The sequence below is a fragment of the Nonomuraea sp. NPDC049637 genome, from assembly GCF_040675235.1.
Classification (GTDB): domain Bacteria; phylum Actinomycetota; class Actinomycetes; order Streptosporangiales; family Streptosporangiaceae; genus Nonomuraea.
Map to the genome: position 1 here is coordinate 84,752 of NZ_JBFAOM010000010.1, position 23,675 is coordinate 108,426.

Consider the following 23,675-nt stretch of genomic DNA (forward strand, 5'->3'; position numbering starts at 1 on the left):
CCGGCGCTCCGCGGGCGACACCGCGCACCGCGCCCCCGCCGCGCCTCTCCCGTGCTCCCCCGTGCTCCCCCGCCCTCCCTCGGGCCGGACCGCCCGGCCCCCTGACTAGGCTTGACACGTGGCTGATTACGACGCTCTGCTCGTCCTGTCGTTCGGCGGCCCCGAGGGGCCCGACGACGTGCTGCCGTTCCTGGAGAACGTCGTGCGGGGGCGCGGCGTGCCGCGCGAGCGGCTGCTCGCGGTGGCCGAGCACTACCAGGGCTTCGGCGGCGTCAGCCCGATCAACCAGCAGAACCGCGAGCTGGTCGAGGCGCTGGGCCCGGTCGCGGGCGTGCCGGTCTACTGGGGCAACCGCAACTGGCACCCCTTCGGCGAGGACACCGTGCGGCAGATGGCGGCCGACGGCGTGCGCCGGGCCGCCGTCTTCGCCACCTCGGCGTTCGCCGGATATTCGAGCTGCCGCCAGTACTACGAGGACATCGCCAGGATCTCCGTCGAGGGCGGCCCCGAGCTGATCAAGATGCGGCACTTCGGCGACCATCCGGGGTTCGTCGCGGCGATGGCCGACCACACGCGCCAGGCGCTGGAGCGGCTGGGCCGCCAGGACGCCCGGCTGGTGTTCACCGCCCACAGCATCCCGGTCTCGATGGCCGAGACCGCCGGCCCCGCGGGCGGCCTGTACGAGTCCCAGCTCCGGCGCAGCGCCGAGCTGGTCAACCAGGCGCTGGGCCGCGACGAGCCGTGGCACCTGGTGTGGCAGTCACGCAGCGGCCCCCCGCAGGTGCCGTGGCTGGAGCCCGACGTGTGCGACTTCCTGCGCAAGACGGACGCCGGCTCGGTCGTGCTGGTGCCGATCGGCTTCGTCTCCGACCACATGGAGGTCGTCTACGACCTCGACACCGAGGCCCGGCAGGTGGCCGCCGAGCTGGGCCTGCCGATGGAGCGCGCGGCGACGGCCGGCACCCATCCGGCGTTCGTGCGCATGGTCAGGGAGCTGATGGACGAGCCGGAGCCCGTCCCCTGCCCGCTCACCTGCTGCCCGCGTCCGGTCCGGCCCGGCGGGCGGCCTCAGGCGTAGGTGCGGGCGTACGCCTCGGCGATGCTCATGACCTTGTCCACGTAGTCCCACGAGTGGTTGTAGAACCAGATCGACTTGCGCAGCTTCGCGCCGCCCTTGCCCGCGCCGTTGGCGCACAGGTAGTTGGCGGCGCCGGGCACCGCGTCGTAGGGACTCCAGATGTCGGCCTTGCCGTCGCCGTCGCCGTCCACGCCGTAGTGCTTCCAGGTGGCGGGCATGAACTGCATCGGCCCCAGGGCGCCCGCGCTGGAGGGGCCGTTGTTGCGGCCGTGGCTGCTCTCGACCTGGCCGATGGCCGCCAGCACCGTCCAGGACAGGCCGGGGCAGCGGGTGGCGGCGGCCTTGTAGAGGTCGAGGTAGCTGGTGGGGCGGCCCACGGTGACCGGCTGCTGCTGTTGCTGTTGCTGTTGCGGCTGTTGCCGCTGGGTACGGCTGGCCGCGTCGAGCACGACGACCTGCGCGCCCTTGCCGAGCAGCCGCCGCACCCCGGCCTCGCCGATCGTGCCCGGCTTGCCGTGCAGCAGCACCGCGACGCCCTTCGCGAAGCCGAGCGACCTGCCCACCTCCACGCTGACCAGGCCGTCCACGCCGGCGAGCCCGAGCGTGGCCGAGGCCGCGACCCGGAGCCTCGGACCGCCGTCCACCTGGTACATCGCGCCGAGGATCATGCCGTACTTGCGGGCCGTGCCGGCCTCGGTGACCAGCTCGCCCCTGGCCAGCGCGCTCCAGACGGCGGGCTGGTCGGCGACGGGCTGAGGCGTCCAGGAGCGGAAGTCGGCCGGGTCGACGGCCAGCAGGTTCAGCGACGTGCCGGCGACCTTGACCGCGCCGGCGTCCACGACGGCGGCCTTCTGCACGTGCTTGAGCGCGCCCAGAGCGAGCCTGGTCCGCCTGGAGACCGTGGCGGGCGCGATCGCCAGCACGCGCGGCGGCGTCACGGTGACGCCCGGACCGCCCTGGCCGAAATCCTTGACCGGCGCCGTCGTGGGTACGAGCTGGTCGAGGCGGGGAGCGGCCTCCGGAACCGCGCGGGTGATCGGCCTGCGCACCGGCTCCTGGGCCGTTCTGACCAGGTCATCGCCCATGAGCACGACGACTCCCCCGGCCACGGCGGTGACCACGAGCACGCCGAGGGCCATGAGCAGGACCGCGCGGAGAGAGGGAAGACCGGACATCAGGCACACGTTAACCCACTCACCGGAGATATCACTTGCCATCCGGACAGACGGTGCGCCATCGTGGGGTCGCAAAGTAAGGGGGAAACAGCGTGGTCGGGCCTTACCGGGGGTTGTTCAAAGGGCCCGGCGTCAAAGGATTCGTGCTGGCCGGGTTCGTCGGCCGGATGCCGATGTCCATGCTCGGCATCGGCGTCGTGCTGCTGATCTCCACCGTCACCGGGTCCTTCGCCACCGCCGGCGCGGTCGGCGCCACCACCAACGTGGCCTTCGCGATCGCGGCGCCGCTGTCGGGGCGGCTGGTGGACAGGTTCGGGCAGAACCGGGTGATCGCCCCGTTCTCCGTGGTCAACGCGCTGGCGATGGCCGCGCTGATGCTCAGCGCCGCGCTCGGCCTGCCCGAGTGGACCCTGTACGTCTCCGGCCTGCTGATCGGCGCGTCCTCGCTGTCCATCGGGTCGATGGTGCGGGCCCGCTGGTCCACGATCCACGGCGGCACCGGGACACTGCACACCGCCTTCGCCTTCGAGTCCGTGGCCGACGAGGTCGTCTTCGTCACCGGGCCCGCGCTCGTCACGGTGCTGGCCACCGCGATCAACCCGTACGCGGGGCTGGTGGTGGCGCTGGTGTGCATGCTCGGCGGCTGCCTGGCCCTGGCGGCGCAGCGGCGTACGCAGCCGCCCGTGCAACCGGTCAGGACGGGCGGCGGCACGCCCATCCTGATCCCCGGCATCGCCCTGCTGGCATGCGTCTACCTCGGGCTCGGCGCGGTGTTCGGCTCGGTGGACCTGATCATGGTCGCCTTCGCCGAGGAGCACGGCGTGAAGGGCGCCTCGGGATTCCTGCTGGCGGCGTTCGCGGGCGGGTCGATGGTGTCGGGGCTGTGGTTCGGCTCGCGGGAATGGCGGATCTCGCTGCGCGCCCGGTTCATCCGCGCGCTGGGCGTGTTCGTGGTGGGCCTGCTGCCGATCCTGCTCGTGAACGACCCCTGGGTCATGGCCGCCGTGGCGTTCGTGGCCGGTCTGGCCATCTCCCCCACGCTCATCACCGGGTTCTCGCTCACCGAACGGCTGGTCCCGCCGTCCCTGCTCACCGAGGGCATGGCCTGGATCTCCACCTCGATCGGGTTCGGCGTGGCGATCGGCGCGTGGGCGGGCGGGCAGCTCACCGACGCCTTCGGCGCGTCCAGCGCGTTCGGCTTCGCGGTGGGCGCGGCGCTCCTGGCGGCGGTCGTGGGCGTCGGAGGTTCGGGTTTGCTGAGACTTCCGGACGCGCCTTCACCCCTGCAGACCTGATCCGCTACGGTCGGGAGTTATCCCTCGCAACACCAATCACACCGGAAGCTTTGCTATGTCCCGACAAATCACTTCACTTCTAGCTATCGCGGCAGTTTGCGTCACTCTGGCTCCCGCGCCCGCGTTCGCCCAGACGCCGAAGAAGGCCGAGGTCGATTGCCAGCAGGTCAAGTGCATCGCGCTGACCTTCGACGACGGGCCCGGCCAGTACGCGGGAACCCTGCTCGACACCCTCAAGAAGTACGGCGCCAAGGCGACGTTCTTCCTGGAGGGCCAGTACGTGAACAGCCGCCCGGCCTTCGTCAAGCGCATGGTCGCCGAGGGCCACGAGGTGGGCAACCACAGCTACAGGCACCCCGACTTCACCAAGATCGACGCCGGGGCCATCAGGACCGAGATCAAGAAGACCCAGGACGCGGTCAAGAAGGCGGCGGGCGTCGAGCCCAAGCTGCTGCGCCCGCCGTACGGGCTGGCCGACGTCCAGGTGTCGGACGTCGCGACCGAGTTCGGCATGCCGATGATCCTCTGGACGGCCGGCTCGCACGACTGGGACAGCAAGAACGTCGAGGCCATCAAGAAGAAGACCCTCGAGGTGGCCGAGCGCGACGGCATCATCCTCATGCACGACTGGGTCAAGCAGACCGTGGACGCCATGCCCGCGATCGTCAAGTCGTTGCAGGCCAAGGGATACCAGCTGGTCACGGTCTCCGACGTGATCAAGCAGCAGAACCTGCAGCCCGGTCAGGTTTTCCCGGTTCCCGAAGGCTGGGAGAAGTGAGTATCGTTCACGTTTAATCGGAACGACGCTCGGAGGGGCGCCTCATGGTCTTCACTAACTGGGCCGGGAATCAGACGGGCGCCCCTGCCGAGGTGCGCACCCCCGCGAGCGTGGCGGACGTCGTCCAAGCCGTGCGGGACGCCTCGGCCGCCGGGCGCCGCCTGCGCATGGTCGGCACGGGCCACTCCTTCACCGGGGTGGCCCTCACCGACGGGATCATGCTGCGCCCCGAGGGGCTGAGCGGCATCAGGTCCGCCGGCGAGGACCGCGTCACGGTGCTGGCCGGCACGCCGCTCAAGGTGCTGAACGAGCTGCTCGACCAGCGCGGGCTGGCCCTGGCCAACATGGGCGACATCACCGAGCAGACCGTCGCCGGCGCGATTCAGACCGGCACCCACGGCACCGGCCGCGACAGCGGCGGCCTGGCCGACCAGGTCGCCGAGCTGGAGCTGGTGCTCGCCGACGGCTCGGTCGTCACGGCCGTGCCCGGCGAGGACCTGTTCGACGCGGCCCGGGTCGGCCTCGGGGCGCTGGGCGTGCTGACGGCCGTGACGTTCCGGGTGGAGCCCGCGTTCCTGCTGCGCAACCGGCGGCGCAGGATGACGCTCACCGACATCCTCGCCTCGCTCGACTCGCTGACCTCGGCCAACGAGCACCTCGACTTCTTCTGGCTGCCGCACACCGACGCCTGCCTGGTCAAGACCAACAACAGGGACGCAGGCCCGGCCAGGCCGCCGAGCCCGTTCAAGCACTGGCTGGACAACGTGTTCCTGGAGAACACCGTCTTCGGCGCCGCCTGCGCGGTCGGCGGGCGGCGTCCGGCGCTGATCCCGCGGATCAACGCGATCAGCGCGGCGGCGCTCGGCGACTCGGAGGCGGTGGACACCTCGTACAAGGTGTTCACGGCCCGCCGCGACGTGCGGTTCCTGGAGATGGAGTACGCCGTGCCGCGCCAGTTCCTGGCCCAGGCGCTGCGCGAGACCCGCGACCTGATCGACAGGATGGACTGGAAGATCACCTTCCCGGTGGAGGTCCGCGTCACGCCGCCCAGCGACGCCTGGCTGTCCACCGCGTACGGCCGCGACTCGGCCTACGTCGCCTGCCACATCTACCGGCCCACGCCCAACCCCGCCTACTTCGAGGGCGTCGAGGAGATCATGAACCGGCTGGACGGCCGGCCGCACTGGGGCAAGATGCACACCCGCGACGCCGCGTACCTGCGCAAGGTCTACCCCCGCTTCGACGACTTCGTCGCGCTGCGCGACCGGCTGGACCCGCGCCGGGTGTTCACCAACGACTATCTCGACGTGGTGCTCGGCTAGCGGCCCTGCTGCTGCGCGGGCGGCTCGTCCGGCTGCGTGGTGGCCGGGGGCGCGCTGGACTGCTGCTCGCCCGGGTCGGGACGCTCCTGCTCCTCCTCGCCGGGCCCGGGCGTCTCGGGGACGGGCTCGACCGTGTCCGTGGGCGTGGGCGTCGGCGTGCTGGTCGGCCTCGGCTCGCCGGTCTCCGACGGCGGCGGGGTGCGCGGCGTGTCCGTGGGCGTCGGGGTGGGGGTCGGGGTCGGCGACTGCGTCACGCCGGCCGGCCGGTCGTCGTGGTCCTGGCGGTCGCGCCCCTGATCCTGGACGGGGGCGCGCTGCCGCTCCTTCACCGGCGTCTGCCCGCCGGTGACGCGCTCGTGCAGCGTCCGGTGGTCGAGGGCCTGGAAGGCGAGGATGCCGCCCATGCTGACCGCGAACACCAGCGCGGCCGCCACCGCCATCTTCAGCCACGGCAGCCCCCTGCGCCCGGCGGGGACGGCGACCGGCATGACCAGCGTGTCACGCCCCTGGTCGCCGCCCGCCTGGTCGCCACCCCCCTGGACGGCGTGCGCCCGGGTGGCGTGCGCGGCGGTCACCTCACCCGCGGACCGGGTGGCGTTCGCGGCGGTCACCTCACCCGCGGTCGGGGTGGCGTTGGCGGCGGCGGCGAGCAGGCCCTGCCCCTCCTCCTGCTCCTCGCGCCACGCGGACAGCGTGTGCTGCTTGACCCGGTCGCCGGTGCGCTTGAGATAGTGCGTATAGACGGCGCTGGCCACCGTGCTTGCGACGCTGACCACGGCGGCGCCGATCACGGTGCCCGCCACCCCGAGGTAGGAGGCGGCCACCGCGGCGGTGACGGCGGCGAGGGCGCTCCCGAGGATCTGTGGCACGCTCAGCTCGAACTTCCGCTGCTCGCCGGTCATCCCCCGGATCAGTCCCCTCTGGTCATGCGTACGGTAAAGAGCTTCCTCGTGAATAGACGCGAGCGCGTGTCCCGTTGTTCCTGTGACCTGCGTGACAGGCATCCTCGTAACTCGTGCCCCGACGATTCGGCCTACCCTCCGTCTACCTCGCCGCGGCCGTGGCGACGGCCGCGACGACCGCTGTCCCGCTCGCCATGACGCCCGCCTCCGGACTCGCCCTGCGCCCCTCGGCCTCCGAGCCCACCCGGCCCTACATCGTCACCGCGCGCAGCCGCGCGGACGCCCGGGATCTCGTCGCGGAGGTGAGATGGCGGGTACGGCGTTACTACACCGAGGCCCTGCCCGGTTTCGCCACCTTCCTCACCGCCGGCGAGCTGGCCGAGCTCAGATCCGATCCCCGGGTCCTGGCCGTCGAGCCCGACCGCGAGATCCACGCCATGCCCGGCGACGCGTCCGCCCCCGCCTCCGACACGGACGCCGACTCGGGCACGGGCACGGGCACGGGCACGACCGTGTTCGTCGTGGACACCGGCGTCGACGTCACCCGGGCCGAGTTCGGCGACCGGGCCTGGCGTGCCTTCGACGCCACCGGCGGCACCGGGCGCGACTGCGGCGGGCACGGCACGCGGGTGGCCAGGGTCGTCGCCTCGCGGGCGCCGGAGGCCAGGATCGCCTCGGTGCGGGTGCTCGGCTGCGCGGGGTCGGGCTCGCTGGCCGACGTGCTGGCCGGGCTCGACTGGATCCGGCGGCACGCGCGCGGACCGTCCGTCGTCACGCTCGCCGCCGACGGGGCCGACTCGCCCGCGCTCGGCGCCGCCGTACGGTCGCTGGTGCGCTCGGGGGTGTTCGTCGTGGGCGCGGCCGACTCGGGCTGGTGCCAGGTTTCCTCCGGCGGGCAGGCGTTCTCGGCGGGCGCCCCGTACCTCGCCGCCGCCGCGGCGCGTCTGCTCGAACGCCGTCCCGACGCCGGTCCCTCCCTTGTCGCGAGTTCGCTGAAGTGCACAACAGCACGCGCCGCGATTCGCCAGAATCCGTCGAGGAGCCCTAACCTCCTCATGCACAGCGGCGGGCATTAGAGGAAATGGAATCCACAAATGTGACCGGCGTCACATCGCCCCCGGGGCTTCCCAGGAAGGCGATGTTCGGACATGCCGGGTACGGTGCTGGCAGGCAACCGGCACACGCGAGAGACTCAAGGGTCCGGGGGAAGAATGGCGACGCTGACGAAGGGACTCGCATGCAGGAGCTCCGACTCGTCGCGGTGAGTGAGGACGGCACCTATCTCGTGCTGGCTACTGCCGGGCGAGGTACGCGCTTCACCCTTCCCGTGGACGACCGGCTCCGTGCTGCCGTCCGCGGCAACTTCTCCCGTCTCGGCCAGTACGAGATCGAAGTGGAGAGCCCGTTGCGCCCCAAGGAGATCCAGGCACGCATCCGCGCCGGAGAGACAGCGGAAGAGATCGCCGCGACCGCCGGGATCCCGGTCGAACGAGTCCGCTGGTTCGAGGGCCCGGTGCTGCAGGAGCGGGAGTACGTCGCCCAGCAGGCGCAACGCGTCGCCGTCCGCATGCCCGGGGAGACCGCGCCCGGTCCCACCCTCGGCGAGCTGGTCGCCGAGCGGCTGACCAGGCGCGGCGTGCCCACCGACGAGATCGACTGGGACTCGGCCAAGCGCGACGACGGCCTGTGGCGGGTCAAGCTCGGCTACGTCTGGAACGGTCACACGCGCCACGCCGAATGGCTCTTCGACCCGCGCAAGCGCCACGTCTCCCCGCACGACGACGAGGCCATGCGCCTGTCGTCGGCCGACTTCGATCCCGAGCCCGCCGTGGTGGAGGACACCACGGTCACGCCGTTCGCGCCGCGGGTGGCCAAGCTGCAGCCGGTGCCGCCGCTCGCCTCCGACCCGCTGCCGTTCCCTTCGGTCGTGCGCCGCGAGCCGGAGGAGCCGGCCGTCGGCTACACCCCGCCGCCCAGGCCCGCCGACACCGGCGGCTACGGCCGCGGCCCCGACCTGCCCGGCCGTGACGTGCCCGGCCGTGACGTGTCGTTCGATCGGCCGTCCCCGGGGCAGGAGAGCGCGTCGGACAGTTCGTCGTCCCTGCCCGAGACCGCCCGCGCCCCCTTCCGGGGTGAGGGCTTCCACCCGGAACCGTCGCGCGCCGAGGGGCAGCGCGGGGATCGCGGGGATCGCGCTGAGGGCCAGCGCGGGGAGACCGCGGGCCGCGAGACCGGCTTCGGCCGCTCCACGGACGCCTCCTCCCGCCGCGGCGGCACGTCACCGTGGCTGCCCGACTTCGGCTCCGGCCGCTCGGGCGAGCGCGACGACTCCATCTACGCGCCCGCCACCCCGCCCTCCCGCCCGCTCACGTCCCACCCCTCACCCGCCGGACCGACGACCTCCTCCCAGCCACCCGCTGCCTCGGACCTCCGCACGCAGCCGCCTGCCGACTCGGCACCTGGCACACAGCCGCCGGCCAGCCCGTCGCCGGATGGGCAACCGTCGGTCAGCCCGTCGCCGGGTACGCAGCCGCCCGCCGCTCCGGAGGCCGGCACCCAGTCGCCCACTGCTCCAGAGGCCGACGTCCAGTCGCCCGCCGCTCCAGAGGCGGGCACTCAGCCGGCCGCCGCTCCGGAGGCCGGCGCTCAGTCGTCCACTGCTCCAGAGGTCCGCGCTCAGTCGCACGCCGCTCCGGAGGCCGTCGGTCAGCAGGCGGCGGTGGCCGCTCCCGAGGTCGCCGCTGCGTCCGCGGTTCCTGAGGTCCTGCCCTCGGCGGCCGCTCCTGAAGGGCCGGTGACGCGGCCGTCGGAGCAGCCGTCCTCGCCGACGTCCGCCGACGAGCGCACGGGCCAGCCTGACGCTTCCGTCCCGGCCCCGGCGCAGCCCGCCAACTCGACACCCGCGGTCGCGACGCCCGTCCAGCCGGAGCCCTCCGCCCCGGCCGACGTGCAGCAGGAGACCGCGGCCACCACCACGGCCGAGCCGACGGCCTCGGCCGTGGACGCTCAGCTCTCCACGACGCCCGAGGCCGACACCACCGGTTCTCCCGCGCCCGAAGACGCCGCCACCACCTCCGACACCGGCAGCGCCCAGGCCGCCATGCCCGAGGCAAACGACTCCACCGCGCCCTCGACGGCCGGTGCGACGGACGTCCCGGACGCCGCTGCGGAGGCTTCCTCCTCCGCACCCACCGAAACCGTCACGGTGGCCACCACCGAGGCGACGGCCCCGGACGTGACGCCGAACGCGCCGACCGCCGCGGAGCCCGCGCCCAAGACGCCCGAATCCGCCGAGCCGGAGGACGCGGCGACCGCAGCGCAGGACCAGGCCACCACACCACAGGCGACCACCGAAAGCGCACCGGCGACCCCGGCAGCAGCCGAGGACGACTCCGAACCCCCCACGACCGCCGAGACCGACGCCACAACCCAGGCCGAGCCCGCCCCGACCGAGACGGCCACGACGGATGCACCGGTCCCCGATGAGACGTCTGCCACCAAGGACGCCCCGGCCGACGAGCCCTCAGCCGCCACCTCGCAGGACGTCCCGGCCGACGAGCCCGGCCAAGAGCCCGCGGCCGCTCCGGAGGCGGCCACGGAGAAGTCCCCGGACGCCGAGCAGGAGCGCCCGGCGACGGCATCGGCGCCCGCCGCCCAGGACGTGGCCACCCAGGACGTGGCTGCTGAGGACGTGGCTGCCGAGGACGTGGCTGCCGAGGACGTGGCCGTGCCGGAGCCTTCCGAGGAGGTGGCCGAGAAGGTCGAGGTGGCCGAGAAGAAGGCGCCCGCGCCCAGGCCCAAGCCGGGCCCAGGCGCGCCCAAGGGCACCCCGCCGGTCCCGGCCGCGCGTCCCGGCAAGGACGACGCCAAGGGCCCCGGCAAGGACGACGTCCCGGTGCCCTCTCCGCCGCCCGCCCCGGCCGCGCGTCAGGCGCGCAAGGGTTCGCGGGGCCGCCGAGCCTCCGTGCCGACGTGGGACGAGATCATGTTTGGCGCCCGCCGCCAGGACTGACCCGTACCCGATCAAGCGACCACAGGCCGCGCCCACCCCGACAGGAGGGCGCGGCCTCGCTCGTTCAAGGCGGCCTCGGTCGTTCAAGGCGGCCTCGGTCGTTCAAGGAGGAAGTACCGCGGTGTTCGGCGGGCGCGTTCAGTTCTGTGGCGGGACGGTGTGCGGCTGCATGAACGGAGCCACCCACTCCGGCGTCACCTCGGCGGGGAACGCCGCCCCCTGAGCCTCCGAGACGTCCAGCGCGTCGTAGCCGCCCTTGCCCGCCCCGACCCCCGCGATCAGCGTCAGCACCCCGGCCCGTCGCTGGAACCAGGTCTGGCGCAGCCGCCAGCCCACCACGGCCCGGCGTTCGATCACCGCCTCGGCGCGGCGCAACGAGCCCGAACGGACCACCAGCCGGGCGCCGTCGTAGCCGTGCCCCAGGGAGGCGTACCGGTCGAGGCCCAGGAACACCCCAGCGCCCGCCAGGAGCAACGCCAGGACGGCCAGGATCCACCAGAGCATCATTCCTGTGGCCCACGCCCCGGCGGCGCTCAGCGTGGCCAGGAGGAGCCACGGGAAGACCGCCCGGAACAGCCGGCGGTTGCGGGCGACGGGCGGATGGGCGCGCAGCGTGGACCGGAAGGGGCCCACCGCGTCGGCGGTGACGCCGACGGCGACCTGGCGCGGCACGTCGGGCAGGAGCTGCCCGCGCGTCTCGGAGTCACCGAGCCCGGTCACGATCGCCCAGACGCGTACGACGCCGGCCAGGCGTTCGGCCAGACCGTCGACGATCTCGTAACCGCGCACCCGCCGGGACTCCAGCGACACGCTGCGCCGGTTGATCAGCCCGCGTTCGGCCACGAGGTAGCCGTCGCGGCGGGTGAGCCTGAAGTCCCAGTTGAAGACCGCGTACATCACGCCGCCCACGAACGGCATGGCGACGACCAGCAGCAGCGCCACGACGAGCAGCAGGTAGGGGTGCTCCCACAGCCACTCCCCCGCGCTCCAGGCGGCGTCCTGGCCGAAGCCCAGGTCGTCGCCCCATTGGAAGGCCAGCCCCACCGCGCCGCCGGCGAGCGCGAACGGCGTGAGCAGGTACGCCCCGGACAACGGCCCGTACAGGAGCCACCGGCGCGGGACGGCGATGATCGGCCGGTCCACGGGGGCGGGACCCGGCCCGGGGAGGTGCTCGGCCTCCCTGACCTGGACGGCACGGCGCAGCAGCACCGCCTTGAGGCGTTCGGCCTCGCCGAGCGTGACGCCGTCGAGCGCGGCCTCCTCGTCGTCGCCGCTCGCGCCCGTGTCGACCTTGAGCACGGCGAGCCCGAGAATCCGGTGCATGGGCGGCGTGGAGACGTCGACGCCGCGCACCCGTTCCAGCGGGATGGTGCGGATGGAGCGGCTGATGAGCGACCGTTTGGTCTCCAGGCGGTCGCCGACGATCTCGTACGTGAAGGTGGCCCAGCGGATGACCGCGAACACGACGGTGCCGACGACGCCGAACGCCGCCCACGCATAGGACCTGGCCGAGAAGCCGCCCACGAACAGCACGCCGACCAGGGGCAGCAGCAGCGAGGGCAGCATGCGTACCGGGTCGATGAGCAGCACCTTGGGGCTCAGCCGCCTGGGCGCGGAGGGCGGGGGTGGCGGAGGAGACGGAGAGGGTGGCGGTGGCGGCGGCTGCGTCACGTGGCGTCGTCCCTGAGCTCTTCGGCGCGGTGGGCGAGCCGTTCGGCGAGCCCGGCCGCCACCTCGAAGTCGAGGCCCTTGATCGTGGACGAGCCCGCGTGCGAGGCGGTGCGGATCTCCAGCGTGGCCAGGCCGAGCAGCCGTTCCATCCATCCCTGGCCCTTGTCGACCGTCTGGATGCGGCTCACCGGCACGAACACCCACTCCCTGGTCAGGAACCCCGACCTGGCGTAGACGACGTCGCCCGACAACTCCCAGCGGTGGACGGCGTACCGGATGAACGGCTCCGCCGCCAGGAACGGCGTCAGCACGACCCCGACCACCAGCGGCAACAACCACGAACGCGCGGCGAACCAGGACGGAACCCACGGCCAGCCGCTGCCGCCCACCCACCCGGCCACCACGGCCGAACCGCCCACGAAGAGCACGAACCCGATCGCCGCCTGCAGCAACCACAGGCTGCGGGCCTTGGGCGAGACGCGGTGCGCGGGGTCACGCAGTGGGCCTTTTGACGTCACAAGAACCAGCTTAGGGCGCACGCCCCGAAAGACGATCTGACCCCGCCACCCAAGATCTCTTCCATCCCCGGGCATGGCTGGGCGGGGCCGGTCGGCGGGACCGGTGAGCGGGACCCAGCCGGGAGGTTCGGGGAGGAAGGGGCCGGGGGCTCGGGGGCTCGCGTACACCGGGGCACAGCCGCTTGGGCTGCTCGCTGGGTTATGGGGCAGCGTTCAAGGGGAGTCCGGCCCGCAAGGGGGGTCCGACCCGGCCGACAAAGGGAGTCCGGCCCGGCCGACGAGCGCCGCTGGCTGCCATGACGGCATTGCGTAGAATCCCGCACGCCCTGCGGCGGCAGGTAAAGATCGGGCGGGCGGCGCGGCGTGTCGGACGGCCGGCCGGGCGCGGCGGGTGCATGCTCGGTGGCGGCCGGCCGCAGGCTGTCGAGCTGGGCCACGTCGGCGGCGCCACGTTCGTGCCATCCAGGCCCGGCGGCGCGTTACCGCACCACGCGCGAAACGCCCTCACGAAGCGTGGCAGCCGCCGTCCGCCCGCAAGCCACACCGCCGCGGCGGCCGCCGCCCTCCCGCAAGACGCAGAGACCCGGGCCGCCACACCCCCGCGCAACCCACAGAGACCCGGGCAGTCGCACCCCGCGCAACCCCACAGAGACCCGGGCCGCCACACCCCGTACAACCCACAGAGACCCGGGCAGTCGCACCCCCGTACAAGGCGCAGAGACCTGGGCGGCCGCATCCTCCGCACGGAGCACATCTGCCTCGTTCGGCGCATCTGAATTTTGCGTGCTGGGCGCCGTCCGAAACCATGCCCGTTTTGTCCTTTGACCCCGCGCGCCGCGACCGCGTCGCGCGCCCCACCGAACGGGCAGGCCAGGAAGGTCATCGCATCGTCACCCGCGGCCCTTCGCCGACGGCGTCCCTGTGGCCAACTTCACCCCCGAGATCCCCGCATTCTGGCCGGTTTCGGCTCCTTTACCGACGACCGACCATCGGGAAACGGTCTGCGCACCGCCGAGAGCCGCGTAGCATCATCCGGCATGGGGCTGTGTAACACGGCATCACGTGTGAGGCGGGCCGCTGTCAGTGTGACAGTGGTGGCTTTCGCGCTCACCCTGTCCGGTTGCGCCGCCCTGGGCATCGGAAGATCACAGGCGAAGGAGATCGCGGAGATCAACGTCTCGAGCCCGGAGTTGCGCGACGGCATGCCGCTGCCGAGCGAGTTCTCCTGCCGAGGCCGCCAGGGCAGCCCGCCGCTGCGCTGGTCCAGCGAACCCTTGCCGAAGGCGAAGTCGATCGCGATCGTGGTCGATTCCCATACTCCTTCCGAATCGGCCGTGCACTGGGTGCTCTACAACATCCCGGCGACCACGACCGAGCTGGGGCCGGGTGCCGCCGAGAGTCCCCCCGAGGGCTCCGGTCAGGCCACGGTGACCAGTGGGAAGGCGGGCTACGAACCGCCCTGCAACACTCCGGGCAGTTACCGGTTCACCGTCTACACGCTGAACGACAAGGTCGAGGCGAAAGAGGGCGGCCTCCCCGAGATCTTGAAGGAGATCGCCGACCACACGATCGCCCGGGGCCGGCTGACGGCGGTGAACATCCAGTGACAGATCGATCACCGCAGGTAGACGGGATGGACCAATTCTCTACGTAGGGTGTGACAACTCTCATAGTGGTCCGACAGAATCAGATCCAATTGTTAGGCATTGGTGATCAAAGGGGGCAGATCGCGTCGATGGCCGCGCGATCTCACCGATGCCACAGGGAGGCCATGGCTTTGAGGGTGGTGCAATGATCGCGGTCGTCGTGAGCTTGGTCGCTGTCGTGCTCCTCGTGCTCGTCGTCGTGGCACTGGGCATGCGTTCCATGAACCGCCGGGAGAGCTCTCTCCCTCCGGAACGGCTGAAGGAGATGGCCGAGAAGGAGGAGATGACGCACGCCCGGTCCACCGACGAGTTCGCCGCGCACGAACCGCGCATGGCCAATTTCAGCCCTGACTTCTCCCCGATCGACGAGGTGAAGCCCAAGCCCGTCCGCACCGGCCAGCGTGGCAGGCGTGGCGTCGACGAGTGGGGCAACCCGACCACCGACCACGAGGACGAGGAGTTCTGGGCGAACATCCGCAGCGACGCCGAGGAGGGCGGTTTCGGCGCCGGCGGCACCGTGGCGGCCAGGAAGGGCGCCGCCCGTCCCGTCGAGCGTGAGCAGCCCGCCGAGCACCGTGAACGTCCCGCGAAGCCCAAGCCCGTGGCCGCCGCGGCCGACCCCAACGCCGCGACCGTCCAGGCCCCGCTGCCCCAGCGCCAGCCCGCCGCCGCCGCGGCCAACCTCGCCGACCTGGTGGAGCCCGCCAAGCGGCCCACCCCCTCCGCCTCCGACATGGCCGACCAGCGCACGGTGACGTTCGCGGCGCCCACGCCCGACGTGCTCAGCCTCCTCGGCGGCGGCGCCCAGCCGGTCGTGCCGGCCTCCCGCCCCGAGCCCCTGCCCGCGAGCGGCGCCCACCCGGCCGTCCCGGCAGCGGGCGGCGGCTCGTTCCCCGCCCACCCGGTCGCCGGCGGCGGGTCCTACGCAGGCGTCACCTCCAGCGGGTCCTTCCCGGTCGCGCCCGTCGCGCCGATCCACGGCGCACCGACCAGCGACCCGTTCCCCGCCTACAACAACGCGGCCGGCACCGCCGCCAACACCGCCGCCAACAACGCCGCCAACAACGGTGCGCACACCGCGGCCGACGCTCTTGAGACCACCTGGACGGGCGCGCCCGCCGCAGCCACCTCCGGCTCCTGGCCCGCCGCCTCGCCCGACATCCTCGACGACCCCTCCCCCGCCTCCTACGGCGGCCCGGCGAGCTCCTGGCCCGCCTTCGTGGAGCAGCCCGCCGCCGCCTCGCCGGCCGCCGCGTTCCCGGCCTCGTACGAGGTGCGCGCCGGCTGGGCCGTGGCCGACGACTCCGGCTCACCCATCACGGGCCCCTCTCCGGCCACCGGCACGCCCACCGTCCCCGCCCGCGCGGTCTCGGCCTACGACGACGTCCTGTCGGCTCCGCCGGTGCCGCCCGCGCCGTCCTCCATCGCGTACGAGACCGGCGACTTCACCGCCGCCGGGCCCGGCCCCGCCTGGCCCGAGCCGCCGTCCGGCACGGCCAACTGGCCGACGTACGGCGGGCAGTCGCAGGGCGCGGCCGCTCCCGGCCAGGCCGACAAGGGCAGCGGCCGTCGCCGCGCCCCCGAGCAGGACTACAACGACTACTACCGGTGATCCCCGGCCCCTTACCGAATGAGTAAAACCCCCGCGACGACCCCCTAAAGCGGGGGTGGCGCACCACTAGGGTTTCCGACATGATCGGCGATACCCTCAGTAGCTGGTTGCGTACGCTACGGCATGATCTACCCGCTTCGCTCGTGGTCTTCCTCGTCGCAGTCCCCTTCTCCCTGGGCATCGCGGCGGCCTCGGGCGCCCCGCCGGCCGCCGGGCTCATCGCCGCCGTCGTGGGCGGGGTCGTGGCCGGCTCGCTGGGCGGGTCGGCCGTCCAGGTGAGCGGGCCAGCGGCAGGGGTGTCCGTGGTGGTCGTGGAGCTGGTGCGGATCCACGGCTGGCGGGCCACGTGCATGATCACGCTGCTGGCGGGGGTCGTCCAGCTGGTGCTCGGCGTGGTGAAGGTGGCCCGGATCGTCCCGGCCGTCTCCCCCGCGGTGGTGCGCGGCCTGCTGGCCGCGGTCGGCGTGATCCTCGCGCTCTCCCAGCTCCACGTGGTCCTCGGCGGGCAGCCGCAGCTGTCGGCCCTGGCCAACCTCGCCGCACTGCCCGGCCAGATCGCCGGCCTCCACGGGCACAAGGTCGCGCTGGGCCTGTTCACGATCGCGGTGCTGGCGTCGTGGACGCGGCTGCCGGCCCGGGTCAGGGTGGTGCCCGCGCCGCTGGTCGCGCTGCCGGCCACGGCGGGCGTCGCCTGGCTGGCCGGCTGGGACGTCACCCACGTCGACCTGGCGGGCAGCTTCTCCGGGTGGGGCTTCCCCGTGCTGCCGTCCGCCGACTGGCACACGATCGTGGGCGCGGTGCTGCTCGTGGCGCTGCTGGGCAGCGTCGAGTCGTTGTTGTGCGCGTCCGCCGCCGACGGGACGCACCCCGGCCGCCGCGCCGACCTCGACCAGGAGCTGACCGGCCAGGGCGTGGCCAACATGGTGTCGGGGGCGCTGGGCGGCCTGCCGATCGCCGGCGGCGTCGTCCGTACGGAGGCGAACGTGCGGGCGGGCGGGCGCACCCGGTCGGCGGCGATCCTGCACGGGGTGTGGGTGCTGGCCTTCGCGGTGGGTCTGGGCTGGTCGGTGCGGTTGATCCCGCTGGAGGCGCTGGCGGCGCTGCTGGTGTTCACCGGCGTGCGGATGGTGGGGCTGGCGCGCGTCAGGAAGGGCCGCGGGCACGGCGAGGTGCCGGTCTACGTGGTGACGGCGGCGACCGGGATCGTGCTGGGCCTGGCCGAGGGGGTGCTGGCCGGGGCGGCGCTGGCCGCGCTGCTGGCGCTGCGCCGGCTGACCTGGGTGAGCGTGCGCAGGCGCGAGGAGCCGGACGGCCGGCTGCACGTGACGATCAGCGGCTCGCTGACGTTCCTCGGCGTGCCCAGGCTCACGCACGAGCTGCGGTCGATCCCCGCCGGCACGCCGGTCGACCTCGACCTCACCATCGACTTCATGGACAACGCGGCCTTCGAGGCCATCCACTCCTGGCGGCTGGACCACGAGCAGGCGGGCGGCACGGTCGACCTCGACGAGCCGCACGACGAGTGGTACACGCTGGCGGCCGGCGGGGCCCGCGCGTATCCCGGCAGGTCGCCGGACCGGCGGTGGGTGCCGTGGGCGCAGCGGCGGACGCGCCCGCAGCGCCGGGCCATCCCCGACGACGGCGGCTCCACCCCGGTGACCTGCACCGAAGGGGCGCGCGACTTCCACCGCACCACGGCGCCGCTGGTCCGGCCCATCTTCACCGAGCTGGCGCGCAAGCAGCAGCCGACCCACCTGTTCATCACGTGCGCCGACTCCAGGATCGTGCCCAGCCTGATCACCGCGAGCGGTCCCGGCGACCTGTTCACCGTGCGCAACATCGGCAACCTGGTGCCGCGCCGCGGCTCCGAGCCGCACGACGACTCGGTGGTGGCCGCGATCGAGTACGCCACGCAGGTGCTGGGCGTGCGCACGATCACCGTGTGCGGGCACTCGGGGTGCGGGGCCATGGCCGGGGTGCTCAGCGCCGGGGTGCAGGCCGGCAGCCTGCCGGGGCTGCGGCGGTGGTTGCGGCACGGGAACCACAGCCTGGCCAGGTTCATCGAGACCGAGGGCGACCGGCTGCACAAGGGGGCCCTCGACGTGTTGTGCCGGGTGAACGTCCAGCAGCAGCTGGAGAACCTGCGCACCTACCGGAAGGTGGACGAGCAGGTCAGGGCGGGCAAGCTGGAGCTGGTGGGCCTGTACTTCGACATCGGGTCGGCGCGGGTGCACCTGGTGCCGCCGCTGCGGTCTTCGCTCTCCGTGAAGTTGTGAGCCCGCGCCCCGCCGGGCGCGGAAGATGGGTTCATGAAGATTTTGCTCATCGGCGGCACAGGGTTCCTGGGGCGCGCCATCGCGGAGGAGGCGTTGGCGCGTGGCCATGAGGTCACGACGTTCAACAGAGGGCAGAGCGGCGGCGATGTGCCGGGCGTCGAGGCCGTGCGCGGCGACCGGGAGTCCGTCGCCGATCTGGAGCGGCTGGCCGACGGCCGGTCGTGGGACTTTGTGGTGGACACGTCCGGGTATGTGCCGCGGGTGGTGGGCGAGTCGGTGCGGGCGCTGTCGGGCCGGGCGGCGACGTACGCGTTCATCTCCAGCGTCTCGGCCCTCGACGGGTTCCCCGCCAAGGCCGCGACCGAGGACACCGGCGGATGGCCGTGCGAGCCCGACGCCGGTCCCGACGACGGCGACTACGGCGTGCTGAAGGCCGGGTGCGAGCGGGCGGTCGAGCAGGGTTTCGACGGCAACGCGCTGATCATCCAGCCTGGGCTGATCCTCGGCCCCTACGAGAACGTGGCCCGGCTGCCCTGGTGGCTGACCCGCATCTCGCGGGGTGGCCGGGTGCTGGCGCCGGGCGATCCCGCCGCGCCGATGCAGCTCATCGACGCCCGCGACGTCGCCATCTTCACCCTCGACCAGGCCGAGCGGGGCGTCGCCGGCCGGTTCGCGGTGACCGGCCCGGCGGGCAACACCACCTACGGCGAGTGGCTGGAGCTGTGCAAGCAGGTCACCGGGTCCGACGCGGAGTTCGTGTGGATGGACGCGGAGTTCCTGGTCGAGCAGGGGGCCGGGGCGTTCGTGGAGCTGCCGCTGTGGGGCGGGCCGCCGTCTGAGGAGAACGACAACTTCTGGAGCGTGCCGACGGGCAAGGCCGAGGCGGCGGGGCTGCGGGCGCGTCCGGTCGCGGAGACCGTGCGTGACACGTGGGCGTGGTTGAGGGAGATCCCGGAGGAGCAGCGTTCCTACGGGCGAAGGATGGTCCACGGGATGGCCCCGGAGAAGGAGGCCGCCATCCTCGCCGCCTGGGACGCCCGCTCCTCCTGAGCCCGCAAGCGCCGCCAGGGCCCCGGTGAAAGCATCGCCGTGCCCGGTGGAAGCGCCGCCGGGCCCGGTGGAAGCGCCGCCGGGCCCGGTGGAAGCGCCGCCGGGCCCGGTGGAAGCGCCGCCGGGCCCGGTAGGAGCGCCGCCGGGACTTGGCGGAAGCGCCGCCGAGTTTCGGCGGAAGCGCCGCCAGGGCCCCGGCGGAGGCCGTCAGGCGGCGTCGGAGGCGGCTGGGCTTCCGGCGCTCGCCGTCGGCCTCCTGGCGCGTCGTCGAAACCTCGTGAGCTGGGAAGACGCATACAGCTCAGTTCGACGGGCAGGTGACTGCCGGTGTACGTGAACTCACGGGGGAGGGTTCGACATGACGTACCAGAGCAGGCCCGTCACGGGCTGGGTGGGCTGGGTATGGTTCGCCGGCATGCTCATGATCATGGCCGGGGTGTTCAACATCATCACCGGTCTCTACGCGGTGATCAACAGCGGGCTGTTCGTCCGCACACCATCCCGCCTGCTGTTCTTCAACGTCGGCACTTGGGGCTGGATCCACCTGTTGTTCGGGATCGTCCTGCTCCTGACCGGTATCGCGGTGAGCGTGGGGCAGACCTGGGCCCGCGTCGTGGCGGTGGTTCTCGTCATGATCAACGCGATGACGCAGCTGACCTGGATCGCGGTCAACCCGTGGTGGTCGCTCGCGGTCATCGCGGTGGACGTACTGGTGCTGTACGCCCTGATCGTGCACGGCCGCGAGGCCCAGGAACTGGGAGGTGAGAGACGAGCCGGCCTGTAGGCCGGGTTCTGTCCTTCGCGAACGAAGGGGCGACCATCCATCTAGGGCCGCCGTTGCCGGCGGCCTCAAGCGGTCTACCCGCGCGGCTCGGGCGGGCAGCCCTCGAACGTCGCGCGCGGAACGCTCCGGAGAGCGTCCCTTCTTGACCTTGCTCCGGGTGGGGTTTACCTAGCCGCCCACGTCACCGTGGGCGCTGGTGGTCTCTTACACCACCCTTTCACCCTCACCTTCCACCGAGGTGGGAGGCGGTCTGCTTTCTGTGGCACTGTCCCGCGGGTCACCCCGGGTCGGCGTTACCGACCACCCTGCCCTGTGGAGCCCGGACCTTCCTCGGCGGGCCCGAAGACCCGACGCGGCCGCCCGGCCGACTCGTCTCAAGCGAGGTTATCAAACCTCAAGCCGTTCCCAACCGAGTCGCAAGATCGATTGGGTGGGATGGGCATGTCACCGCCTGAGGGGGGCGGAGGCAGCAGCGGCCGCGCCGGGATGTTCTGGCGGCTCCCGGCGCGGCCGCGCTCAACGCATCCGCGTCGGCCGAAGCACAGCTTCACCGCCATCACCCACGCGGGCCGCTTGAAGCACAGCTTCACCACCACCACGCGCAACCCACGCGAGCCAGCCGAAGCACGCCTTCGCCACCGTCGTACTAAAGCGGATGGGTCGTGGCATCGGCGGTGCTCAGCGTAGGTGGGAGGTGTCGTTGAAGGACTTCACCACGGCGGGGCCGTCGGCGTAGTACTCGATCAGCGACAGGCAGGCCAGGTCGAGGTGCATCCGGTAGAGCGCGCTCAGAGGCGCCGTGAGGGCCTCGCGCAGCAACATCTTGATCGGGGTCACGTGGGAGACGACGAGGACGGTCTTGCCCTCGTAGCGCTCCACCAGCCGCTCCCCCACCGCCTGGACGCGACGGGCCGCCGTGGCGAAGCTCTCGCCCCCGGGCGGCGCGGCGTCGGGGCCGGCCAGCCAGGCGGCCAGCTCGGCGGGCCACTCCCGCTGCACCTCGGTGAACGTGTGCCCCTCCCAGGCGCCGAAGTCGGCCTCCCTGAGGTCTTCGTCGATCTCGACGTCGAGCCCGGTGCGCCGGGCCACGGCCTCGGCCGTCTGCCTGGCCCGCTTGAGCGGCGAGGAGACGATGACGTCCGGCCGGTACGGCTCGCGCGACAACCGGTCGGCGGCGGCCGCCGCCTGGGCCAGCCCGTTGGCGGTGAGCTCGGCGTCGCCGAGGCCGGAGAACCTGCGTTCGACCGACAGCGGCGTCTCGCCGTGCCTGAGCAGCAGCAACGAGGTGGCCACACGGGTGGGCGGGGCCCAGCCGGTGCCCTTGGAACGCTGCTGGGCGGCCGCCACGGACGCCGTGGGGGCCGACATCTCGGCGATGGCGCCCGCGTCGAGGAGGTCGGTCTGCTCGACGACCGGCGCCGGCGTGCGGGCCGCGGGCACGGCGGCAGCCGGGACGGCCGCGGCCCCCGGCGCGCCGGTGTCGTGGGTGCCGCCCGCCTTCCAGGTCAGGCCCTTGGCGGCGGCGTCCATGGCCTCGTTGGCCAGCCGGTCGGCGTGTTTGTTGTGCTCGCGCGGGATCCAGGTCCACTCGACCACCCGCAGCCGCCTGGCCAGCGCCCCGGCCTCGAGGGCGAGCGGACGCAGCCCCTCGTTCTTGATCTTCCAGCGGCCCGCCATCTGCTCGATGACCAGCTTGGAGTCCATCCGCACGGCCACCTCGGCGCCCTCGCCGCCCACCCCCAGCACGGCGGTCAGCCCGGCGATCAGCCCCCGGTACTCGGCCACGTTGTTGGTCGTGACGCCGATCGCCTCGGCGGCCTCGGCCAGCACCTGGCCGTCGGCGGCGTCCCGGACGACCGCGCCGTAGCCGGCCGGGCCCGGGTTGCCGCGCGAGCCGCCGTCGGCCTCGATGACGTAGGACGTCACAGGCCGGACTCCGGGGTGCGGACCAGGATCCGCCGGCACTCCTCGCAGCGCAGCACCTCGTCGTGGGGGGCGGCCTTGATGGAGTTCATCTCGGCGATGGACAGGGCCACCTTGCAACCCTGGCAACGGCCGCCGTGCAGCATGGCGGCGCCCACGACGTACTGCTCCTTGAGCTTGTCGTAGAGCTTCAGCAGGTCGGCGGGGATCTCGCCGGCGACGGCGGCGCGGCGGGCCCGGACCTCGCCCGCCTCCTTGTCGATCTCGGCCAGCGCGGCGTCACGGCGGTCTTCGGCGGCGGCGCGGGTGGCGGCCAGTTCGTCGCGCTGGGCGACCAGGTCGGTGACCTTGCCGTCGGCCGCCTCCCTGCGCTCCATGATCTCCAGCACGACCTCCTCCAGGTCGCCCTGGCGCTTCTGCAGCGAGGCGATCTCGGACTGCAGGCTCGCCAGGTCGCGGGGCGAGGTCACGGCGCCGGAGTCGAGGCGCTTCTGGTCGCGGTCGGCGCGGGTGCGCACGGCGTCGACGTCGTTCTCCGCCTTGGCCTGCTCGCGCGCGAGGTCGCCGGCCTCGGTCTCGGCCTCGATGACCTGGGTGACGAGCCGGGCCAGGCGCTTGGACTGCTCGTCGATCTCGGCCAGCTCGGGCAGGGTGCGCCGGCGGTGCGCCAGCCGGTCGATCACGGAGTCGAGCTCTGCCAGGTCGAGCAGTCGCTTCTGGGCCTCAGGGGCTGCTTTCATGATCAATATCCTCTTGTCCAAGCATCGGTGACCGTGGCGGAGACGCGCGTTTCAACGGTAACGCCACTGGAGCGCAGGATGGACGCCGCGCTGTCGAGCCAGGGCCACTCGGTGGCCCAGTGGGCGGCGTCGATCAGGGCGGGGCCCCCGGCCTCGACGAACTCGCCGGCCGGATGGTGCCGTAGGTCTGCCGTGAGGAACACGTCGACGCCGGCCGCCCTGGCCGCGCCGAGCAGGGAGTCGCCCGCGCCGCCGCTGACCGCGACGCGCGAGACCGGACGGGCCAGGTCGCCCGCCACCCGCAGGCCGCCGGCGGTGCGCGGCAGCCCCTTGGCGGCCCGCGCGGCGAACTCGCCCAGCGTCGCGGGCTCGGGCAGCTCGCCGATGCGGCCCAGGCCGCGCCAGGGGTCGTCGGGGAAGGGCTGGAGCGGCACGAGGTCGCCGGTCAGGCCCACGGCCCTGGCCAGGGCGTCGGAGACGCCGGGATTGGCGGTGTCGGCGTTGGTGTGGGCGGTGTAGAGGGCGACCTCGTGCTTGATCAGGCGGTGGATCAGGCGGCCCTTGGGCGTGGTGGCGGCCACGCTGGTGGTGCCGCGCAGGTAGAGCGGGTGGTGGGTGACGATCAGGTCGGCGCCCCAGTCGAGGGCCTCCTCGCCCACGACCGCCACCGGATCGACGGCGAACAGCACCTTGTGCACCCGCCGGGCGGGGTCGCCGCAGACCAGCCCCACCGCGTCCCACGACTCGGCCCGGGCGGGCGGGTAGGCCGCCTCGAGCACCTCGATCACCTCAGTCAGCGTCACAGCAGCCACCTGCGCAGACTACCGGCCCGCGGAAGGGTCGCGCGGGGCGTGGCGGAGGGTGTCGCCAGAACGCGGTTCGGCGTACTGTAA

At 72.9% G+C, this 23,675-nt stretch carries 18 protein-coding genes and 1 other RNA gene; 10 read left to right on the top strand and 9 right to left on the bottom strand.

Features of this window, described 5'->3' with window-relative positions:
- Positions 1-118: 118 nt before the first annotated feature.
- Entirely contained in the window at positions 119-1,078 is a 960-nt protein-coding gene (locus AB0J71_RS16305) for a ferrochelatase (RefSeq protein ID WP_352324245.1), read from the top strand.
- Here the strand turns inward: AB0J71_RS16305 and AB0J71_RS16310 are convergent.
- The gene (locus AB0J71_RS16310) at positions 1,069-2,253 is read right to left on the bottom strand and encodes a lytic transglycosylase domain-containing protein (protein ID WP_364414719.1); all 1,185 of its coding nucleotides are present in this window, start codon (positions 2,251-2,253) and stop codon (positions 1,069-1,071) included. The genes AB0J71_RS16305 and AB0J71_RS16310 overlap by 10 nt on opposite strands.
- Before the next feature lie 92 nt (positions 2,254-2,345).
- Between AB0J71_RS16310 and AB0J71_RS16315 the strand changes: the two genes are divergently transcribed.
- From AB0J71_RS16315 to AB0J71_RS16325, 3 genes are read left to right on the top strand one after another with little or no spacing between them, the layout of a single operon-like run.
- Positions 2,346-3,548 carry an MFS transporter gene (locus AB0J71_RS16315; protein ID WP_364414721.1) on the top strand — a complete coding sequence of 401 codons (1,203 nt, stop codon included), beginning with the start codon at positions 2,346-2,348 and terminating at the stop codon, positions 3,546-3,548.
- Between the two features lie 55 nt (positions 3,549-3,603).
- Positions 3,604-4,326 (top strand): polysaccharide deacetylase family protein, encoded by a 723-nt coding sequence (locus AB0J71_RS16320; protein WP_352324248.1) that lies wholly within the window; start codon positions 3,604-3,606, stop codon positions 4,324-4,326.
- A 44-nt stretch (positions 4,327-4,370) separates the two neighbouring features.
- Positions 4,371-5,648 carry a D-arabinono-1,4-lactone oxidase gene (locus AB0J71_RS16325; protein ID WP_364414723.1) on the top strand — a complete coding sequence of 426 codons (1,278 nt, stop codon included), beginning with the start codon at positions 4,371-4,373 and terminating at the stop codon, positions 5,646-5,648.
- On the opposite strand, the gene AB0J71_RS16330 is transcribed toward AB0J71_RS16325, so the two are convergent.
- Complete coding sequence (locus AB0J71_RS16330; protein WP_364414725.1) at positions 5,645-6,550, bottom strand: hypothetical protein; 906 nt, start codon at positions 6,548-6,550, stop codon at positions 5,645-5,647. The two genes, AB0J71_RS16325 and AB0J71_RS16330, sit on opposite strands and share 4 nt — an antisense overlap.
- 113 nt (positions 6,551-6,663) lie before the next feature.
- On the opposite strand from AB0J71_RS16330, the gene AB0J71_RS16335 reads away from it, so the two are divergent.
- Positions 6,664-7,626, top strand: coding sequence for a S8 family serine peptidase (locus AB0J71_RS16335; protein ID WP_352324251.1), 963 nt, complete (start codon positions 6,664-6,666; stop codon positions 7,624-7,626).
- A gap of 161 nt (positions 7,627-7,787) precedes the next feature.
- Complete coding sequence (gene sepH, locus AB0J71_RS16340) at positions 7,788-10,562, top strand: septation protein SepH (RefSeq protein ID WP_364414727.1); 2,775 nt, start codon at positions 7,788-7,790, stop codon at positions 10,560-10,562.
- 138 nt (positions 10,563-10,700) lie between these two features.
- Here the strand turns inward: sepH and AB0J71_RS16345 are convergent, their stop codons facing one another.
- Together AB0J71_RS16345 and AB0J71_RS16350 are read right to left on the bottom strand one after the other, a co-directional pair.
- On the bottom strand, positions 10,701-12,152 hold the full coding sequence (locus AB0J71_RS16345) for a PH domain-containing protein (protein ID WP_364414729.1): 1,452 nt from the start codon (positions 12,150-12,152) through the stop codon (positions 10,701-10,703).
- A gap of 77 nt (positions 12,153-12,229) precedes the next feature.
- Entirely contained in the window at positions 12,230-12,751 is a 522-nt protein-coding gene (locus AB0J71_RS16350; RefSeq protein WP_352324254.1) for a PH domain-containing protein, read from the bottom strand.
- A 1,094-nt stretch (positions 12,752-13,845) separates the two neighbouring features.
- Here AB0J71_RS16350 and AB0J71_RS16355 point away from each other — a divergent pair.
- The 4 genes from AB0J71_RS16355 (at position 13,846) to AB0J71_RS16370 (ending at position 19,335) form a co-directional block, all read left to right on the top strand.
- Entirely contained in the window at positions 13,846-14,358 is a 513-nt protein-coding gene (locus AB0J71_RS16355) for a YbhB/YbcL family Raf kinase inhibitor-like protein (protein ID WP_352324255.1), read from the top strand.
- Between the two features lie 199 nt (positions 14,359-14,557).
- A complete protein-coding gene (locus AB0J71_RS16360; RefSeq protein ID WP_364414731.1) occupies positions 14,558-16,009 on the top strand; it encodes a hypothetical protein in 1,452 nt (483 codons plus the stop codon).
- A gap of 80 nt (positions 16,010-16,089) precedes the next feature.
- On the top strand, positions 16,090-18,285 hold the full coding sequence (locus tag AB0J71_RS16365; RefSeq protein WP_364414733.1) for a SulP family inorganic anion transporter: 2,196 nt from the start codon (positions 16,090-16,092) through the stop codon (positions 18,283-18,285).
- Between the two features lie 33 nt (positions 18,286-18,318).
- On the top strand, positions 18,319-19,335 hold the full coding sequence (locus tag AB0J71_RS16370) for an NAD-dependent epimerase/dehydratase family protein (RefSeq protein WP_352324258.1): 1,017 nt from the start codon (positions 18,319-18,321) through the stop codon (positions 19,333-19,335).
- A gap of 459 nt (positions 19,336-19,794) precedes the next feature.
- Here AB0J71_RS16370 and AB0J71_RS16375 read toward each other — a convergent pair whose 3' ends face one another.
- The 5 genes from AB0J71_RS16375 to AB0J71_RS16395 all read right to left on the bottom strand — a co-directional run bounded on the left by AB0J71_RS16375 (position 19,795) and on the right by AB0J71_RS16395 (position 23,585).
- A complete protein-coding gene (locus AB0J71_RS16375; protein ID WP_364414735.1) occupies positions 19,795-20,031 on the bottom strand; it encodes a hypothetical protein in 237 nt (78 codons plus the stop codon).
- Between the two features lie 69 nt (positions 20,032-20,100).
- An RNA gene (rnpB, locus tag AB0J71_RS16380) (RNase P RNA component class A) lies at positions 20,101-20,491 on the bottom strand.
- Positions 20,492-20,797: 306 nt separating this feature from the next.
- Positions 20,798-22,045 carry a bifunctional RNase H/acid phosphatase gene (locus AB0J71_RS16385; protein ID WP_364414737.1) on the bottom strand — a complete coding sequence of 416 codons (1,248 nt, stop codon included), beginning with the start codon at positions 22,043-22,045 and terminating at the stop codon, positions 20,798-20,800.
- On the bottom strand, positions 22,042-22,782 hold the full coding sequence (locus tag AB0J71_RS16390) for a C4-type zinc ribbon domain-containing protein (RefSeq protein WP_352321489.1): 741 nt from the start codon (positions 22,780-22,782) through the stop codon (positions 22,042-22,044). Before AB0J71_RS16390 ends, AB0J71_RS16385 begins: the two co-directional genes overlap by 4 nt.
- Before the next feature lie 2 nt (positions 22,783-22,784).
- Entirely contained in the window at positions 22,785-23,585 is an 801-nt protein-coding gene (locus AB0J71_RS16395) for a Nif3-like dinuclear metal center hexameric protein (protein ID WP_352321491.1), read from the bottom strand.
- Between the last annotated feature and the right edge of the window lie 90 nt (positions 23,586-23,675).

What these genes read in the sequence shown, in the direction of transcription:
- AB0J71_RS16310 (WP_364414719.1), bottom strand. Translation starts at nt 2,253, where the DNA reads ATGTCCGGTCTTCCCTCTCTCCGCGCGGTCCTGCTCATGGCCCTCGGC.
- AB0J71_RS16320 (WP_352324248.1), top strand. Translation starts at nt 3,604, where the DNA reads ATGTCCCGACAAATCACTTCACTTCTAGCTATCGCGGCAGTTTGCGTC.
- AB0J71_RS16325 (WP_364414723.1), top strand. Translation starts at nt 4,371, where the DNA reads ATGGTCTTCACTAACTGGGCCGGGAATCAGACGGGCGCCCCTGCCGAG.
- AB0J71_RS16330 (WP_364414725.1), bottom strand. Translation starts at nt 6,550, where the DNA reads ATGACCGGCGAGCAGCGGAAGTTCGAGCTGAGCGTGCCACAGATCCTC.
- sepH (WP_364414727.1), top strand. Translation starts at nt 7,788, where the DNA reads ATGCAGGAGCTCCGACTCGTCGCGGTGAGTGAGGACGGCACCTATCTC.
- AB0J71_RS16365 (WP_364414733.1), top strand. Translation starts at nt 16,090, where the DNA reads ATGATCGGCGATACCCTCAGTAGCTGGTTGCGTACGCTACGGCATGAT.
- AB0J71_RS16370 (WP_352324258.1), top strand. Translation starts at nt 18,319, where the DNA reads ATGAAGATTTTGCTCATCGGCGGCACAGGGTTCCTGGGGCGCGCCATC.
- AB0J71_RS16375 (WP_364414735.1), bottom strand. Translation starts at nt 20,031, where the DNA reads ATGACCGCGAGCGACCACCACGGGTTGACCGCGATCCAGGTCAGCTGC.
- AB0J71_RS16390 (WP_352321489.1), bottom strand. Translation starts at nt 22,782, where the DNA reads ATGAAAGCAGCCCCTGAGGCCCAGAAGCGACTGCTCGACCTGGCAGAG.